Origin of the sequence: Lysobacter antibioticus (assembly GCF_001442535.1) — a bacterium.
GTDB classification, from domain to species: domain Bacteria; phylum Pseudomonadota; class Gammaproteobacteria; order Xanthomonadales; family Xanthomonadaceae; genus Lysobacter; species Lysobacter antibioticus.
This window is the reverse complement of the sequence record NZ_CP013141.1, coordinates 2,097,952-2,114,380: the sequence shown is the minus strand read 5'-3', so window position 1 is coordinate 2,114,380 and position 16,429 is coordinate 2,097,952. Positions and strand designations below refer to the sequence as shown.

The 16,429-nt window shown below is 69.0% G+C and carries 13 protein-coding genes; 10 read left to right on the top strand and 3 right to left on the bottom strand.

Annotated elements, in window-relative coordinates; translation table 11 throughout:
• Window positions 1-10: 10 nt before the first annotated feature.
• Together GLA29479_RS08505 and pyk are read left to right on the top strand one after the other, a co-directional pair.
• Entirely contained in the window at window positions 11-1,063 is a 1,053-nt protein-coding gene (locus GLA29479_RS08505) for a catalase family protein (protein ID WP_057971335.1), read from the top strand.
• 187 nt (window positions 1,064-1,250) lie between these two features.
• Complete coding sequence (pyk, locus tag GLA29479_RS08500) at window positions 1,251-2,717, top strand: pyruvate kinase (protein ID WP_057917106.1); 1,467 nt, start codon at window positions 1,251-1,253, stop codon at window positions 2,715-2,717.
• A 176-nt stretch (window positions 2,718-2,893) separates the two neighbouring features.
• On the opposite strand, the gene GLA29479_RS08495 is transcribed toward pyk, so the two are convergent.
• Window positions 2,894-4,228 carry an SH3 domain-containing protein gene (locus tag GLA29479_RS08495; protein WP_057971334.1) on the bottom strand — a complete coding sequence of 445 codons (1,335 nt, stop codon included), beginning with the start codon at window positions 4,226-4,228 and terminating at the stop codon, window positions 2,894-2,896.
• A 339-nt stretch (window positions 4,229-4,567) separates the two neighbouring features.
• On the opposite strand from GLA29479_RS08495, the gene GLA29479_RS08490 reads away from it, so the two are divergent.
• From GLA29479_RS08490 to GLA29479_RS08480, 3 genes are all read left to right on the top strand, one after another.
• Window positions 4,568-5,578: a class I fructose-bisphosphate aldolase gene (locus GLA29479_RS08490; protein WP_057971333.1), complete on the top strand. Its 1,011-nt coding sequence runs from the start codon at window positions 4,568-4,570 to the stop codon at window positions 5,576-5,578.
• Window positions 5,579-5,690: 112 nt separating this feature from the next.
• The gene (locus GLA29479_RS08485; protein ID WP_057971332.1) at window positions 5,691-6,317 is read left to right on the top strand and encodes a LysE family translocator; all 627 of its coding nucleotides are present in this window, start codon (window positions 5,691-5,693) and stop codon (window positions 6,315-6,317) included.
• 78 nt (window positions 6,318-6,395) lie between these two features.
• A complete protein-coding gene (locus tag GLA29479_RS08480) occupies window positions 6,396-7,232 on the top strand; it encodes a ribosomal L7/L12 family protein (RefSeq protein WP_057971331.1) in 837 nt (278 codons plus the stop codon).
• A 30-nt stretch (window positions 7,233-7,262) separates the two neighbouring features.
• On the opposite strand, the gene cysK is transcribed toward GLA29479_RS08480, so the two are convergent.
• Window positions 7,263-8,219, bottom strand: coding sequence for a cysteine synthase A (cysK, locus tag GLA29479_RS08475; RefSeq protein ID WP_057917111.1), 957 nt, complete (start codon window positions 8,217-8,219; stop codon window positions 7,263-7,265).
• 350 nt (window positions 8,220-8,569) lie between these two features.
• Here cysK and GLA29479_RS08470 point away from each other — a divergent pair, with 350 nt between their 5' ends.
• From GLA29479_RS08470 to GLA29479_RS26060, 5 genes are all read left to right on the top strand, one after another.
• Window positions 8,570-9,679, top strand: coding sequence for an efflux RND transporter periplasmic adaptor subunit (locus GLA29479_RS08470; RefSeq protein ID WP_057973123.1), 1,110 nt, complete (start codon window positions 8,570-8,572; stop codon window positions 9,677-9,679).
• Window positions 9,672-9,911, top strand: a complete 240-nt coding sequence (locus tag GLA29479_RS08465; RefSeq protein ID WP_144436416.1) for a hypothetical protein — start codon at window positions 9,672-9,674, stop codon at window positions 9,909-9,911. The genes GLA29479_RS08470 and GLA29479_RS08465 overlap by 8 nt, the downstream gene beginning before the upstream one ends.
• Window positions 9,908-13,033 carry an efflux RND transporter permease subunit gene (locus tag GLA29479_RS08460; protein ID WP_057917113.1) on the top strand — a complete coding sequence of 1,042 codons (3,126 nt, stop codon included), beginning with the start codon at window positions 9,908-9,910 and terminating at the stop codon, window positions 13,031-13,033. The genes GLA29479_RS08465 and GLA29479_RS08460 overlap by 4 nt, the downstream gene beginning before the upstream one ends.
• A 191-nt stretch (window positions 13,034-13,224) precedes the next feature.
• Window positions 13,225-13,791, top strand: a complete 567-nt coding sequence (locus GLA29479_RS08455; RefSeq protein ID WP_248842817.1) for a GNAT family N-acetyltransferase — start codon at window positions 13,225-13,227, stop codon at window positions 13,789-13,791.
• 241 nt (window positions 13,792-14,032) lie between these two features.
• Complete coding sequence (locus GLA29479_RS26060; RefSeq protein ID WP_169795736.1) at window positions 14,033-14,896, top strand: TrmH family RNA methyltransferase; 864 nt, start codon at window positions 14,033-14,035, stop codon at window positions 14,894-14,896.
• A gap of 90 nt (window positions 14,897-14,986) precedes the next feature.
• On the opposite strand, the gene GLA29479_RS08445 is transcribed toward GLA29479_RS26060, so the two are convergent.
• Window positions 14,987-16,399, bottom strand: coding sequence for a M28 family peptidase (locus tag GLA29479_RS08445; RefSeq protein ID WP_057971328.1), 1,413 nt, complete (start codon window positions 16,397-16,399; stop codon window positions 14,987-14,989).
• Between the last annotated feature and the right edge of the window lie 30 nt (window positions 16,400-16,429).

Genomic DNA, 16,429 nt, shown 5'->3' with positions numbered 1-16,429 from the left:
GGAGAGCGCCATGTCGACCACCCGCCACCCCTCCGACCTTCCGTATCCGAGCGTCGACGAGATGCTGGGCGAAGCGCTGTATCCGCACGAGTCCGATCTGGCGCTGCAGATCGCCGATGCGATCGAGAAATCGATCCGCGAGCAGTACCGCCCCGGGCAGGCGCGGCGCGACGCGCATCCCAAGGCGACCGGCTTCGTCGAGGCCGAGTTCCGCGTCAACGATTCGCTGGCACCGTCGCTGGCCCAGGGCGTGTTCGTGCCCGGCAAGGTCTATCAGGCCTGGATCCGCTTCTCGAACGGGGCCGGCGACCCGACGCGTTCGGACGACAACGACGACGGCCGCGGCATGGCGATCAAGTTGCTCGGCGTGCCGGGGCCGAAACTGCTCGAGAACGATCGCGAAGCCACCACCCAGGACTTCGTCATGATCAATCACCCGGTGTTCCTGGCCAACGATCCGCACCGTTATCTGTCCCTGGTCGAGAAGGCCAGCAGCGGCCGCTTGCTGGACAAGGTGACGATCCCGTTCGCGCTCGGCCTGAAGGGCACCTTGCGCGCCAAGGAAATCAGCAGCGGCAAGATTTCCAACCCGCTGCAGGTCCGTTATTTCTCCGCGGTGCCGTATCAGCTCGGCGTGGGCGCCGAGCGCCAGGCGATCAAGTTCTCGGTGATGCCGGCTACGGCCGAGGTCGACCCCATGCCTGCGCAGCGCGGCCCCGATTACCTGCGCGAGGCGATGAAGCGCACGCTCGCCGAGCGCGATGTCGTACTGAAATTCCTGGTCCAGCCCAGGACCTCCGACAGCATGAGCGTCGAAGATTCGATGACCGCATGGGACGAGGCGCAGGCGCCGTTCTTCGAGGTCGCAAGCATCCATATCCCGCGCCAGGAATTCGATACCCCCGAGCGCAACCGCCTCGGCGAGGACATCGCCTACAGCCCCTGGCATTCGTTGCCCGAGCATCGTCCGCTTGGCTCGACCAACCGTTTGCGCAAACTGATCTACGACCGCATCAGCCGGGTCCGGCATGAGATGAACTCGGTCGAACAGCCGGGGCGGTAACGGCGCGGCAACGCACGAGCGCCGATCCGATCGGCATACGGCACCGCATTGCAACAGCGGTGCTTGTGCAATGGCAAATGCGGGCGATTTTTTCCAATCGCGCCTGCCGAGGGAATGTGCTCGCGCGCAGCGGGTTCGACCGTCGCCGAAGCTGTGCTAGTTTGGCCGACAGTCAAGAGAGCCCGCCATGTCCTCAAGCCCGCGACGCACCAAGATTCTCGCCACCCTCGGCCCGGCCACCGATCCGCCGGGCGTGCTCGATGCCTTGCTCAATGCCGGCGTCGACGTCGTCCGCCTGAATTTCTCGCACGGCGATCCGTCCTCGCAGGTCGCACGCGCCCAGGCCGTGCGCGAGGCAGCGCTGCGGGTCGGCGTGGAAGTCGGCATCCTCGCCGATCTGCCCGGGCCGAAGATCCGCATCGAGCGCTTCGCCGAAGGCCGGGTCCTGCTCAAGGCCGGCGACCGTTTCGACCTGATCGCCAGCGCGAGCGCCCCTCCGGGCAATCTGCGCGAGGTCGGGGTGAGCTATCTCGGCCTGCCCAACGACGTGGCCCCCGGCGACGTGCTGTTGCTCGACGACGGCTTGCTGCAACTGCGCGTCGGCGCGGTCGACGGCGAGCGCATCATCACCACCGTGCTCAACGACGGCGCCCTGTCGGACCGCAAGGGCTTGAACAAGCTCGGCGGCGGCCTGTCCCTGGGCGCGCTGACCGAGCGCGACAAGGAACTGATCCTGGTCGCCGCCGAACTCGGCGCCGACTTCATCGCGGTGTCGTTCTGCCGCAATGCCGAGGACATGCACGAGGCCCGCCGCATCGCCCGCGCCGCCGGCAGCGATGCCGCGCTGGTGTCGAAGATCGAACGCGCCGAAGCCATCGAAAACCTGGCCGAGATCGTCGACGCCAGCGACGTGGTCATGGTCGCGCGCGGCGATCTGGGCGTGGAAATCGGCGACGCCGAGCTGCCCGGCCTGCAAAAGAAGATCATCCGCGAGTCGTTGGCGCGCAATCGCGTGGTGATCACCGCCACGCAGATGATGCAGTCGATGGTCGACAACCCGATCCCGACCCGCGCCGAAGTGCTCGACGTGGCCAACGCGGTGATCGACGGCACCGATGCGGTGATGCTGTCGCAGGAATCCGCGGCCGGCCGTTATCCGGTCAAGGCGGTCGAGGCGATGTCGCGCATCTGCCTCGGCGCCGAGCGCCAGTTCGACCACGACACCGATTTCGAAGCCGCGCCGCGCAACCTCGAACGCGCCGACCAGGCCATCGCGATGGCGGCGATGTTCCTGTCCGAGCACATCGGCGTGCGCGCGATCGTCGCCATGACCGAATCCGGCGGCACCGTGCGCTTTCTTTCGCGTTTCCGTTCGAATGCGCCGATCTATGCGTTCTCGCGCCACGGCGGCGCGCGCCGCCGCATGTCGATGATGCGCGACGTCTACCCGATCGATTTCGACAGCCGCGGCCTGGCCTCGCGCGACGCCGCGCGCAACGTCGTCAAGCAGCTGTTCGACGCCGGCAAACTGGGCCAGGGCGAGCGGGTGATCTTCACCAGCGGCGACACCATGGAACAGCACGGTGCGACCAACACCCTGCGCCTGCTGCAAGTGGGCGAGGGCGGTTGCGCCGAGGGGCTCGGCGAGCTCTGAGGGTAACGGCGGCTCGGATCACCGGGCCGCCGAGCGTTGCGGGGTAGGAGCGGCGCAAGCCGCGACCGAGACACCGCGCTGACCTCGTTATGGTGAGGTCCAGGTCGCGGCTCGTGACCGAAGGAAATCCAGGAGGACGCCGCTCCTACCCTTGAAGCGATGGCGCGGCGCCGGGCTCAGACGCCGACGTAGCCGCCCGCGTACACCGGCTTCCACTGACCGGACGAGCGACTCCAGATCTGGTACTGGCTGCCTTCGTACTGGTGGAGGCGGAAGATCAGTTCGGCCTCGCCGTCGCCGTCCAGGTCCAGGGCGTCGTGGAAGGCGTGCGATTCGATCGCATCGCCGGCGGTCTCGCCCGCGATCTCGCCGACCTTGCGGTACTGCTTGCCCGAAGCCTCCAGCAACAGCACCGAGTCCAGCGTCGTATCGGCCTGGTCCGGGCTGCGCGGCGGCACTGCGGCCACGGCGGTGGCGACCAGCAGGCGCTTGCCGCCGGCGAGGTCGAGCGCGTGCACGCGCAGGCCGCTGCGCTCTTCGGCGTCGTAAGGACGCAGTGCCTTGTCGACGGCGGCGCGGTCCAGGCGCTGCCGGCCCAGCAGGGCGCGCAGCTCGCGCTCAACCGCACGGCGCTCGTCCGCGCTCACTTTCGCGGCGATGACAGCGGCGCCGGCGCCGAGGGTTTCGTTGCTGGCCAAGCCGTTGAGGCCTTGATCGCGTTCGGCCGCGGGCGGGCGGCGTACCTGCGCTTCCATGCCGAGGCCGACCGCCTCGCCGCGGTCGATGACCTGCACCAGCCCATCGGCGGCGCCGTTGCGGTACAGGTGAAAACCGCGCCAGACCGCATAGGTGCTGTCCGGTGTCGCGGGGTCGGCGTAACGGCCGCGGCCGTCGATGCGCGCGATCGCGGTCAGATAACCGCCGTCGACGCCGAACAGCAGGCGCGGCTCGCCGGACAGGCGCTCGACCTTGGGCGCGGTCATGCGTTCGCGGCGCAAGGTCGCAGCCTGCGCGGCGGCGGTGTCGCCGTCGGCCTGTGCGGCATCGATCGCTAACTGGTGGCTTTCGCGTGCGAACGGGCGCAGCGCGATCGCGCGCTCGGCGATGGTGCGCCGTTCGGCGCCGGCGGCGCGGCGGTAGTCCTGCTCCAGCGAAGCCGCGGTCGGCGCGCGAGGGCCGAGCAGATCAGCGCGGATCCAGCCGACCGAGGGGTTGGGGCGTTCGGAGGTCGCGCGCACCCATTCGCCGAATACGCATTGCACCTTGACCTCGGCGCCGATCGGCACCGAAGTCACCGCGCCGCCGTCGGCGCGCGGCAGCGAACGCATCCGCGCCGCGTCGACGACGACGTAGCGGGTCGAGGCTTGCGGATGCGATTCGCAGTGGGCGACGGCTTCGCGGTAGTCGCGGTCGGCGTCGCTGGACTGGGCCAGAGCGGCGGCGGGCAGCAGGCTCAGTGCGCTGGCGAGAGCGATAACCAGGGTGTGGTGATGCGGACGGAGAACGGACATGCGGAAGGGCTTCCTTGCTGAGAATTGGGAGGGCGGCGTCCATGGCGCGCCGAATGCCAGGGGAATGCTCGGCGGTGGCCGCATGGGTGTCAACGCGGACCGGGTTCAGCGCCTTGCGCCCCAAGTTCCGCCGGAAGTTCCGCCGGAAGTTCCGCCGGATCGGCGGTGCGGCCGGCCGGCACCGAGCGCCGGCGTTTTGACATCGATGACGGCCATGCGCTGAAAACGGTTTCCGTCGAAACTGAGCGCAAGTGCCTGATTCGACAGGCCCAAGGAGGGGGCAAGGTTCACCGTCAGCGGCTATAATCGCGGGCTTCCCACCGCTGCCGCAGGATCTCCATGAGCATCGAACAGCTTGCCGAAACCGCCCAGGCCATGGTCGCCGCGGGCAAGGGCATCATCGCGATCGACGAGTCGAACGCCACCATCGCCAAGCGTTTCGCCGGCGTCGGTATCGACAACACCGAAGAGAATCGCCGCGCCTACCGCGAGCTGCTGCTCACCACGCCGAAGATCGGCGACTACATCTCCGGCGCCATCCTGTACGACGAAACCATCCGTCAGTCGACCAAGGCCGGCGTGCCGTTCACCAAGATCATGATGGATAACGGCGTGATCCCGGGCATCAAGGTCGACAAGGGCCCGCAGCCGCTGGCCGGCTTCCCCGGCGAAGTCGTGACCGAAGGCCTCGACGGCCTGCGCGCGCGCCTGGAGGAGTACTACAAGCTCGGCGCCCGCTTCGCCAAGTGGCGCGCGGTCATCAACATCGGCGACGACATCCCGTCGGGCACCTGCATCGAAGCCAACAGCCATGCGCTGGCGCGCTATGCCGCGCTGTGCCAGGAGCAGGGCCTGGTGCCGATGGTCGAGCCGGAAGTCATCATGGACGGCAGCCACGACATCGACACCTGCTTCGAAGTCACCGAAGTGACCCTGCGTTCGCTGTTCGGCGCGCTGTACGAGCAGAGCGTGGTGCTCGAAGGCACCATCCTGAAGGCCTCGATGGTCCTGCCGGGCACCCTGGCCAGCGACCGCGCCAGCATCGACGACGTCGCCGCGGCCACCCTGCAGTGCCTGAAGTCGACCGTGCCGGCGACCCTGCCGGGCATCGTGTTCCTGTCGGGCGGCCAGTCGGACGAGGACGCCACCGCGCACCTCAACGCGATGAACCAGATGGGCCCGAACCCGTGGCCGCTGTCGTTCTCGTACGGCCGCGCCATGCAGTCGGCGGCGCTGAAGCTGTGGTCGCAGGACCTGGTCGGCAACATCGCCAAGGCCCAGCAGACCGTGTACGAGCGCGCCAAGGCCAACGGCCTGGCGGCGCTGGGCCAGTGGAAGTCGGCGGCGTAAGTCTGCCGTTCGACGCATCGAAAAACGCTGGCCTCGCGCCAGCGTTTTTCGTTGGCGCCGGCTGTTTTCTTGGCACCGGCTGTTTTCATCGACGTGTTCGGAACCGATACCCATGGAAACCCAGTGGCTCGCTTTCTCCGTCGCCGCGCTGATGCTGACGCTGATGCCCGGTCCCGACACGTTCCTGGTGATCGGCAACGCGCTTGGCGGCGTGCGCCGCGGGCTCGCGGCGGTCGCCGGCATCACCTTCGGCGGGCTGTTCCATGTCGCGCTGTTCGCGCTGGGCGTGACCCAGTTGCTGATGTATTCCGAGCGCGCGTTCTGGACGGTGAAAATGCTCGGCGCCGCGTATCTGGCGTATCTGGGCGTGAAGGCGCTGCGCGCGGCGCTGCGGCCGCGCGCCGACGCGCCGTTGCCGGAACCGGCCGCACCGGCGAGCGGGCTGTGGCGAGCGTTCGCGCAGGGCGCGCTGACCAATGCGCTCAATCCGAAGATCGCGATGTTCTATCTCGCGTTCCTGCCGCAATTCCTCGCCCCGGGCGCGGGCATGGCGCGCGACTCGATGCTGATGATCGGCTTGCACTACAGCATCGGCGCGGTGTGGCTGTGCGTGGTCGCGATGGCCGCCTCGCGCATGGCCGGGACCTTGCGCAGCGCGCGGGCGGCGCGCGTGCTCGACGGTTTGATCGGCACGATGATGCTGGGCTTCGGCGCCAGGCTGGCGTGGTCGTCGCGCTGAGGCGCGGCCTGCGAGCGTGACGGATCCGGCCCCGGCCCGTTAGGCTGGCTGGATCCGCAGTCGGCAAGGAGCCCCGCGATGACCGACCACCGCACGCCCTTCGTGCCGCCGCAAGCGGCGACGCTGCTGAAATCCGGCCGCAAGATCGAGGCGATCAAGCTCGTGCTCGATGCGAATCCGGGGCTGGGCCTGCGCGAGGCGAAGGACGCGGTCGAGCGATACGAACGCCAGCCTGCGGACGCGATGCATGCGCCGCCGATGCCCGCCGAAGCGGAGGCGACGCCGGACGGTTTTCCAATGCAGGCCGAACAGGCGCTGCGCAGCGGCAACAAGATCAAGGCGATCAAGCTCGTGCTCGATGCCAACCCAGGCCTGGGCCTGCGCGAGGCGAAGGACATGGTCGAGCGATACGAAGGCCAGCGTGCGCACGCGACGCATGCGCCGCCGATGCCCGCCGAAGCGGAGGCGACGCCGCACGGTTTCCCGGCGCAGGCCGAGCTGGCGCTGCGCAGCGGCAACAAGATCGAGGCGGTCAAGATCGTGCGCGCGCTCTACAAGCTCGATCTGCACGAGGCGCTCGCCCGCGTCGACGCGCATCTGCTCGGGCAACACACGGATGCGTCCACCACCGGCGTGGGCGCGGGCCGCGCCGATCTGCCCGCCGACGTGGCGATGGCGCTGCTGCGCGGCGACCGGGTCGGTGCGCTCGAACTGCTGGAAAAGACCCACGGGCTCGCCAATGCGGAGGCGATCAGGCGCGTGCTCGACCACGAGCGCCAGCGCAGCAAGCGCGGCCTGAGCGGCCGCGCCGACGGCACGGTCCGGCGCGACGAAAGCAACGCCGGGATGCTGTGGTGGGCGTTGCTGATCGCCGTGGCGGCGGTGACGCTCTGGTATCTCGTGTTCCGCAACTGACCGAGCGAACGCCCGCGACCTGCCGGGCGCTCAGCCCAACGAGGCCAGCCAGTCGTCGTCGCTGCCTTCGTTGATGCCTTCGAACAGGAAGGTGCTCAGGTAGCGCTCGCCGGTGTCGGGCAGCATCGCCAGGATCACCGCGCCGTGTTCGGCCGTGCGCGCGACTTCGAGCGCCGCGGCCGCGGTGGCGCCGGCCGAGATGCCGACGAAGATGCCTTCTTCCAACGCCAGGCGGCGCGCGGTGTCGCGCGCGAGCACCTCGTCGACCGTCAGCACGTCGTGGGCAGCGTCGCGATTGAGCACCGCTGGGACGAAGTCCGGGGTCCAGCCCTGGATCTTGTGCGGCTGCCAGGCATTGCCGCTGAGCAGGGCCGCGCCGGCCGGTTCGCAGGCGGTGATGCGCACTTCCGGGCGCGCTACCCGCAGCACCTCGCCGACACCGGTCAGGGTGCCGCCGGTGCCCCAGCCGGTGACGAAATGGTCGAGCCGGCGTCCGGCGAAGTCCTGCAGGATCTCGGCCGCGGTGGTGTTGCGGTGATAGGCCGGGTTGGCCGGGTTCTCGAACTGGCGGGCGAGGAACCAGCCGTGCTTCTTCGCCAGTTCCTCGGCGCGCCGGACCATGCCGCTGCCGCGTTCGGCGGCTGGGGTCAGGATTACCTTCGCCCCATAGGCGCGCATGAGCTTGCGGCGCTCCATCGAGAAGGTCTCGCTCATGGTGGCGACGAACTTGTAACCGAGCGCGGCGCAGACCATCGCCAGCGCCACGCCGGTGTTGCCCGAGGTCGCCTCGACTACGGTGTCGCCGGGTTTGATCAGCCCCTTGGCTTCGGCGTCGAGGATGATCGCCAGGGCCAGACGGTCCTTGACCGAGCCGCCGGGGTTGAAGGCTTCGACCTTGGCGTACAGGCTGACGTGGGCCGGGGCGATGCGGTGCAGGCGGATCACCGGGGTGCGGCCGATGGTGTCGAGGATGCTGTCGTGGATCATGACCGGGCTCCAACTGGGGGATTCGCGGAGTATGAACTCCGTCCGTGCCGCCCGCGCCACCACGTTGATTACGACGATGAAACATCGGGCGGGCCGGGGCTCCGGCATACGAAGGCCGGCCGAACACAGGCCCGCGCTCGCTGGCCGCCGGCCCGAACACATCGCCGGGACGACTTTGCCTATACGGTGGTCAACCAATGGCCCACGCGAGCGTTAATGCTGCACCGCTAGAATCGCGCGGCTTCATCGCCGCGTCGGTTCTCCCCTCCGCGCGGATCGCCTGGCCGGGCCGCACCAGCGCCCGCCAGACCCGCGCCGCCGCCCTCACGGGTACCCGTTCAGAGATCCGCATGCGACCACGTTCCGGCCTTCGCACCTGCTGCACCCTTGCCTTCGCCCTCGCCCTGACCGCCTGCGGCAGCAAGGGCGGGGCGCCCCAGGGGGGCCAGGGCGGCGATCGCCCGATTCCGGTCACCACCGAGCCGGTCCGTCTGCGGCCCTGGAACGACACCGTGCAGGCGCTCGGCAACGTCAAGGCGCGCGAGTCGATCACGGTCACCGCCAAGGTCAGCGAGATCGTCCAGGGCGTGCATTTCGACAGCGGCGATCAGGTCGCCGCCGGCGCGTCGCTGATCACCCTCAGCGGCAAGGCCCAGCAGGCCGCCCTGGCCCAGGCCGAGGCCACCGCCAAGGAAGCCGATGCCTTGTACAAGCGGCAGAGCGAACTCGCCGCGCAGCAGTTGATCGCGCGTTCGGCGCTCGACACCCAGCGCGCCACCCGCGACGCCACCCGCGCACGGGTCGAGCAGATGAAGGCCGACATCGGCGACCGGGTGATCCGCGCGCCGTTCTCCGGCGTGCTCGGCATTCGCCAGGTCAGCCCCGGATCGCTGGTCACCCCGGGCACGCCGATCGCGACCCTCGACGACACCGGCCGGGTCTATGTCGATTTTCCGGTGCCGGAAACGCTGTTGGCGCGCGTCGCCAAGGGCCAGACCGTCGACGGCACCAGCGCCGCGTATCCGGGCCAGCCGTTCCAGGGCGAGGTCAGCACGATCGACGCGCGGGTCGACCCGGCCACGCGCGCGATCACGGTGCGCGCCGATTTCCCCAATCCCGACCATCGTCTGCGGCCGGGCATGTTGATCCAGGTGACCCTGCTGCAACCCGAGCGCCAGGCCCTGCTGGTGCCGGAGATCGCGGTGGTGCAGGTGGGCACCGACTCCTACGTGTTCCGGGTCAAGCCCGACAACACCGTCGAGCGCGCCGACGTCGAAGTCGGCACCCGTCGCGAAGGGCTGGCCGAGATCGTCAAAGGCCTGAAGGTCGGCGATGTCATCGTCATCGACGGCACTGGCAAGCTGCGCGTCGGCAACAAGGTCCAGGCCGCCGGTGCGAACCCGCCCGCGCAGAAGCGCCAGGGCGAGCCGGCCGCAGCCAAGGGCCGTGCGAATGGCTGACTGGATGCGGTCCCTGCTGTCCTCGCTGCCGCGCAAGCCCGATGCCGGCGACCTGCGCGCCGCGGTCAAGCGCGCCCTGGATTTCCGCCTGCGCGGCGTGCCGGAGGCTCCGCCTGAAGACCTCGCCTATGACCCCGAGCAGGCCCCGGGCGACCGGCCCAAGGTCGTGCCGATCTACATAGCGCCGAAGCGCAGTGCGCTCAAGCGCCGCGACGGCGGCGACGCGCGATGAATATTTCCGACCTGTCGATCCGCCGTCCGGTGTTCGCCACCGTGATGAGCCTGCTGCTGATCACCCTGGGCGTGATGGCATTCTCGCGCCTGACCTTGCGCGAATTGCCGGCGATCGACCCGCCGGTGGTCTCGGTCGACGTGACCTATCCCGGCGCCTCGGCGGCGGTGGTCGAAACCCGCATCACCCAGGTGCTGGAAGACGCCTTGGCCGGCATCGAAGGCATCGAGAGCATCGAATCGCGCAGCGTCAACGGACGCGCCTCGATCAGCATCGAGTTCACCTTGCAGCGCGAGATCGAGGCCGCGGCCAACGACGTGCGCGACGCGGTCAGCCGCGTCTCCAACCGCATGCCGGAAGAGGCCGACCCGCCGCAGATCGAAAAGGTCGAGAGCGACGCCGACCCGATCATGTGGCTGAACATGAGCTCCAAGCAGATGGACACGCTGCAGCTGTCCGACTACGCGGAGCGATATGTGGTCGACCGGCTGTCCTCGGTCGACGGTGTCGCCCAGGTCCGCATCGGCGGCCAGCAGCGTTACGCCATGCGCATTTGGCTCGACCAGGATGCGTTGGCCGCACGAGACATCACCGTCAACGAGGTCGAGGCCGCGCTCGGCGCCGAGAACGTCGAACTGCCGGCCGGGCGCATCGAGTCGCAATCGCGCGACTTCACCTTGCGGGTCGCGCGCAGCTATCAAAAGCCCGAGGATTTCGCCCAGATTCCGCTGAAGAAGGGCGCCGACGGCTATGTCGTGCGGCTCGGCGACGTCGCCAAGATCCAGCTCGATTCGGCCGAACGCCGCGCCTATTACCGCAGCAACGGCGAGCCGAACATCGGTCTGGGCATCGTCAAGACCTCGACCGCGAACAGCCTCGACGTGGCCCGCGCGATCCGCGCCGAGGCCGACAAGATCCGCCCGGGCCTGCCGGACGGCACCAACATCTTCGTCGCCTTCGACACCACCATCTTCATCGAGTCGGCGGTCGAGCGCGTGTATCACACGCTGGCCGAAGCGGTGATCCTGGTGTTGATCGTGATCTGGTTGTTCCTCGGCAGTTTCCGCGCCGCGCTGATCCCGGCGGTGACCGTGCCGGTGTGCCTGATCGCTGCTTTCATCCCGCTGTACGCCTTCGATTTCTCGATCAACCTGCTGACCCTGCTGGCGCTGGTGCTGTGCATCGGCCTGGTGGTCGACGATGCGATCGTCGTGCTCGAGAACATCCAGCGCCGCGCCGACCTGGGCGAACCGAAGTTGGTCGCCGCCGCGCGCGGCACCAAGCAGGTCGCGTTCGCGGTCATCGCCACTACCGCGGTGCTGGTGGCGGTGTTCCTGCCGATCGGCTTCATGGAAGGCAACACCGGGCGTCTGTTCCGCGAGTTGTCGGTGGCGCTGGCCGGCGCGGTGGCCTTGTCGGCCTTCGTCGCGCTGACCCTGACGCCGATGATGTCGTCGAAGTTCGTGCGCCCGCACAGCGAAGAGAAATCCAACCCGGTCAATCGCTGGATCAATGCGCGCCTGGAAAGCGTGAGCCGGCGCTATAAAGGCCTGCTCGACCACACCGTCGAGCGGCCGTGGCTGTTCGGCGTGCTGATGGTGATCGCGCTGGCCTTGAGCTTCGGCCTGTTCAAGCTGGTGCCCTCGGAACTCGCGCCGCAGGAAGACCGAGGCTCGTTCCAGGTCTCGATCATCGGCCCGGAAGGCGCCGGCTACGACTACACGGTCAAGCAGGTGCAGCAGGTCGAGAAGATCATCGCCTCGCATACCGGGCCGGACCAGACCATCCAGCGCTACAACCCGCGCGTGCCCGGCGGTTTCGGCGCCAGCGAGGAAATGCACACCGGCCGCATCGCGGTGTTCCTGCAGGACTGGGACAAGCGCGATGTCAGCACCGCCGACGTCGCCGACGGCTTGCGCAGCGAGCTCGGTCAGCTGACCGGCGTGCGCGCGCTGCCGCAGGTCGGCGGCGGCCTGGTGCGTACCCGCGGGCAGCCGATCCAGATCGTGCTCGGCGGCCCCGAATACGTCGAGCTGGCGAAGTGGCGCGACCGTCTGTTGGCGCGCATCGAACAGAACAAGGGCCTGTTCTCGGTCGACTCGGACTACAAGGAAACCCGGCCGCAGATGCGCGTGGAGATCGACCGCCAGCGCGCCGCCGACCTCGGCGTCAGCGTCACCGACATCGGCCATTCGCTGGAAACCATGATGGGCTCGCGGCGCGCCACCACCTTCGTGCAGAACGGCGAGGAGTACGACGTGATCGTACAGGCCGGCCGCGAAGTGCGCGCCTCGCCGGCCGATCTGGCAGCGATCCAGGTGCGCGGCCGCGATGGCGGCCTGGTGCCGCTGTCGAACCTGGTCACGCTCAAGGAACTGGCCGAACCCGGCAGCCTCAACCGCTTCAACCGCCTGCGCGCGATCACCGTCAGCGCCGGCCTCGCGCCGGGCTACACCATGGGCGAGGCGATCACCTGGCTCAACCAGGTGGTCGAGGAAGAATTGCCGGAACAGGCGCAGATCGACTGGAAGGGCGAGTCGCGCGAGTACCAGAAGGCCGGCGGCGCGGTGCTGATGACCTTCACCCTGGCGCTGCTGGTCGTGTACCTGGTGCTCGCCGCGCAGTTCGAGAGCTTCATCCACCCGTTCGTGATCATGCTGACCGTGCCGCTGGGCGTGCTCGGCGCCTTGCTCGGCCTGTGGATGACCGGCGGCACCCTCAACCTGTTCAGTCAGATCGGCATCGTCATGCTGGTCGGCCTGGCGGCGAAGAACGGCATCCTGATCGTCGAGTTCGCCAACCAACTGCGCGACGAGGGCCGCAGCATCCACGAGGCCATCGTCGAGTCTTCGGCGGTGCGCCTGCGTCCGATCCTGATGACTTCGATCGCGACCGTGGTCGGCGCCGTGCCCCTGGTCCTGGCCGGCGGCCCGGGCTCGGCGAGCCGGGCGACGATCGGCATCGTGGTGATCTTCGGCGTGTCGTTCTCGACCCTGTTGTCGCTGTTCATCGTGCCGGCGTTCTATGTCCTGCTGGCCCGCTACACCAAGTCGCCCGAGGCGGTCGCGCACGAGCTGGAGAAGCTGGAAAAGGACACCCCGCAGGCCGGCGGCCACGCTTGATCGCGTGAACGCGCCGGCCTCCGGGCCGGACGTCGCTTCAGGGGTAGGAGCGGCGTCCTCCTGGATTTCCTTCGGTCACGAGCCGCGACCTGCGCCGTGGCCGGAGTTTCGCGGTCGCGGCTTGCGCCGCTCCTGCCCTGAGCAGCGGCCCCGGTTTCCGCCCGCCAAGGGTGATGCAGTACGCTATCGCCATGAACGCCGCTCCCTTAATCGACCCGGGCGATATCCGCCTGCTTGGCGAAGGCTTCGTCCTGCGCCCCTGGCGGCCCGACGACCTCGACAGCCTGGTCGAACATGCCAACGACGAACACGTCTCGCGTTCCACCAGCGATCGTTTTCCCTATCCCTATACCCGCGAAGACGGCGAACGCTTCCTGTCCGGCCAGGTCGTCAATCTCAACGACCCGGTCATGGCGATCGAAGTCGACGGCCGCGCCTGCGGCGGTATCGGCGTGCGCGCCGGCCACGCCGAGCGAGGCCACAGCGCCGAGCTGGGTTATTGGCTCGGGCGCGCGCTGTGGAACGCCGGCCTGATGACGCGCGCGGTCGCCGTGTTCGCGCCCTGGGTCATGCGCGAGCTGTCCCTGTACCGCTTGTGCGCGACGGTGCTCGACCACAACCCGGCCTCGGCGCGGGTGCTGCTGAAGAACGGTTTCGAAGAAGAAGGTGCGCAACGCTGCGCCGTGTTCAAGCGCGGGCAACTGCACGACCTGCGGGTGTTCGCCAAGGTAAGAAGGAGTCTCGACGATGCGACGTGATCCACCGCGCGGTCCGCGCCCCCCTATCGCTCCGGGACAGAGCCCCTGGCGCACCGGTCCGCGCCGCGACGACGAACAACGCCCGCGGCGCGAGCCCGACGCGCAGGGCGGCGCAGGGCCGCTCGAACCGCCGCCGTCGCCCTATCGCGGCGGACACGATCGCAGCGGGCATGCGCACGCGCATCCGCATTCGCGCTCGGAACGGCGCGAGCAGCGCAACCAGCATCCGGTCGACGCGCGCATGCCGCGCGAGCGAGCGCGGCCGGAACGGCACGAGCGCGACGAGCGGCCCTATCGCCAACGCGACGAGGCCGATCTGCGCCAGCCTCTCGGCGAGGAAATGTTCGAGGCGCCGCATCCGCAACGCGCGCGCCGCGACGTCGAGCTGCGCCTGTACGGCCTCAATGCGATCCGCGCCGTGTTCGCGCGCCGGCCGCAGGCGATCCGCAAGCTGTATCTGAGCGGCAACCGCATTCCCGCCCTGCAACCCTTGCTGGCGTGGTGCGTGGCCAACCGCGTCGGCTATCGCGTGGTCGAGGAAGCCGATCTCGACAAACTCGCGGCGAGCGGGCATCACGAAGGTGTGGTTGCCGACGTGTTGCGCGAGGAGCCGGCCTCGTTGTCGGAATGGCTGCGCGAATTGCCGGAAGGCCCGCAGCTGGCGATCTGGCTCGACGGCGTCGGCAATCCGCACAACCTCGGCGCGATCCTGCGTTCGGCCGCGCATTTCGGCGTCGCTGCGGTGCTGATGCCGAAGGATTCCAACCTGGCCCTGTCGGGCGCCGCCGCGCGCGTCGCCGAGGGTGGCGCCGAAGCGGTGCCGATGGTGCGCATGGGCCGCAGCGACAACGCGCTGACCCAATTGCGCGGCGCCGGCTTCGCCCTGGCGGCGACGGTGGTGTCCGGAGGCGACAACGCCTTCGCGACTGCGTTGCCGCAGCGTCTGGTCTACGTGCTGGGTGCGGAAAGCGAAGGCATGGATCGCGACCTGGTCGCCGCCTGCGACCTGCGTCTGTCGATTCCCGGCAGCGGCAAGGTCGAGAGCCTCAACGTCGCCGCGGCGACCGCGGTGCTGTTGGCGGCGTGGACTGCGCGTAACGCTTGACCCATCGCGCTAAAGCCCCTCTCCCGCGTGCGGGAGAGGGGACTTCAAGGCCGTCGTTACGCTATGGGCACGACGACTGCCGTGCCGCCCTCACTCCTCCGGCGGCGTAACCTGCTTGGCTTCGCTGCCGAAATCGCCGTCGGCCGACGCCGCCAGGTAGGCGAACACCGCATACGCCGCGACGTTCTGCGCCAGCGCCTTCGGGTCGATCTTGTCCAGGGTGTCGTCGGGCGTGTGGTGGTAGTCGAAGTAATCGCTGCCGTCCTGGGCCAGACGCGCCCAGGCCAGGCCGCGCGCGGCGAACGGCGAGATGTCCGGGCCGGGGCCGCCCTTGCCCGGCGTGTGCTCGATGCCGAGCGGCGCCAGGGCCTCTGCGATCTGCTTGTCGGCGGCCTGCGCATGCGCAGGCGCCGAACTCGAATAAGCGTAGATGCGGCCCGCGCCGAAATCGCTCTCGGCGCCGATCTGGTGCTGCTTGACCTGCGCGTCGTGCTTGAGCGCATAGGCCTTGCCGCCGTACAGACCCTGTTCTTCGTTGGCGAAGGCGATCACCCGGATGCTGCGCGCCGGGCGCAGCTTGCTCTGGCCGATCAGCTTGCCCGCGGCCATGGTCAGGCCGACGCCGGCGCCGTCGTCGATCGCGCCGGTGCCGAGGTCCCACGAATCCAGATGACCGCCGATCACCACGACTTCCTCGGGCTTGCTCTTGCCGCGGATCTCGCCGATGACGTTGTGCGAGGTCGCTTCGCCGTCCCAGCCGCAATCCAGGGCGACGCGCACGCGCACCAGGCCGCGTGCGGTCAGGCGCGCGAGCTGGTCGGCGTCCGGCGCGGCCAGCGCGGCCGACGGAATCGGGGTCAGGCCATCGTCGAATCGGGTAATGCCGGTGTGCGGGTTGCGGTGCGAGTCGGTGCCGGCCGAACGCATCAGATAGGCGCTGGCGCCGGCGCGGATCGCCGCCGACGGGCCACGGCTGCGCACGCGACCGCCCGGGCCGTAGCCGGCGCCGTCTTTCGCACGCTCCATGCGGTAATCGATGAAGGCGATCTTGCCCTTCAGCGAACCGGCCGGCGCGGCTTCCAGCGCGGCGAGGTCGGCGAAGCGCACGATCTCGCCTTCGACCTTGCCGGCGGGGCTGCCGCCCAGCGCGGTCAGGTTCAGCGGCTGGCGATGTTCGCCGAGCACTTCGGCCTGCTCGCTGCGGCGCTCCCACTTGGGAAACGTCACCGGCTCCAGCCAGACCTTGTCGAAGCCGAGCTCGCGGAATTTCGCTTCGGCCCACTTCACCGCGCGCGCATCGGCTTCGCTGCCGGCCAGACGCGGGCCGACCTCGGTGGTCAGCGATTCGGTGATGCGATAGCCCAGGTCGCTGGCGAGCGCGCTTTCGCGCAATTCGCCGGCGGCGGCGATGGCGGCCTCGGGAATGCGCGTTTCGCGCGGGGCGGCCACGGCGGAGCCGACGAACAACACAGCAGCGATCGCTGCCCACAACGGTGCGCGCATCCCCAACTCCCTCATCTGGAAAGTACCGGA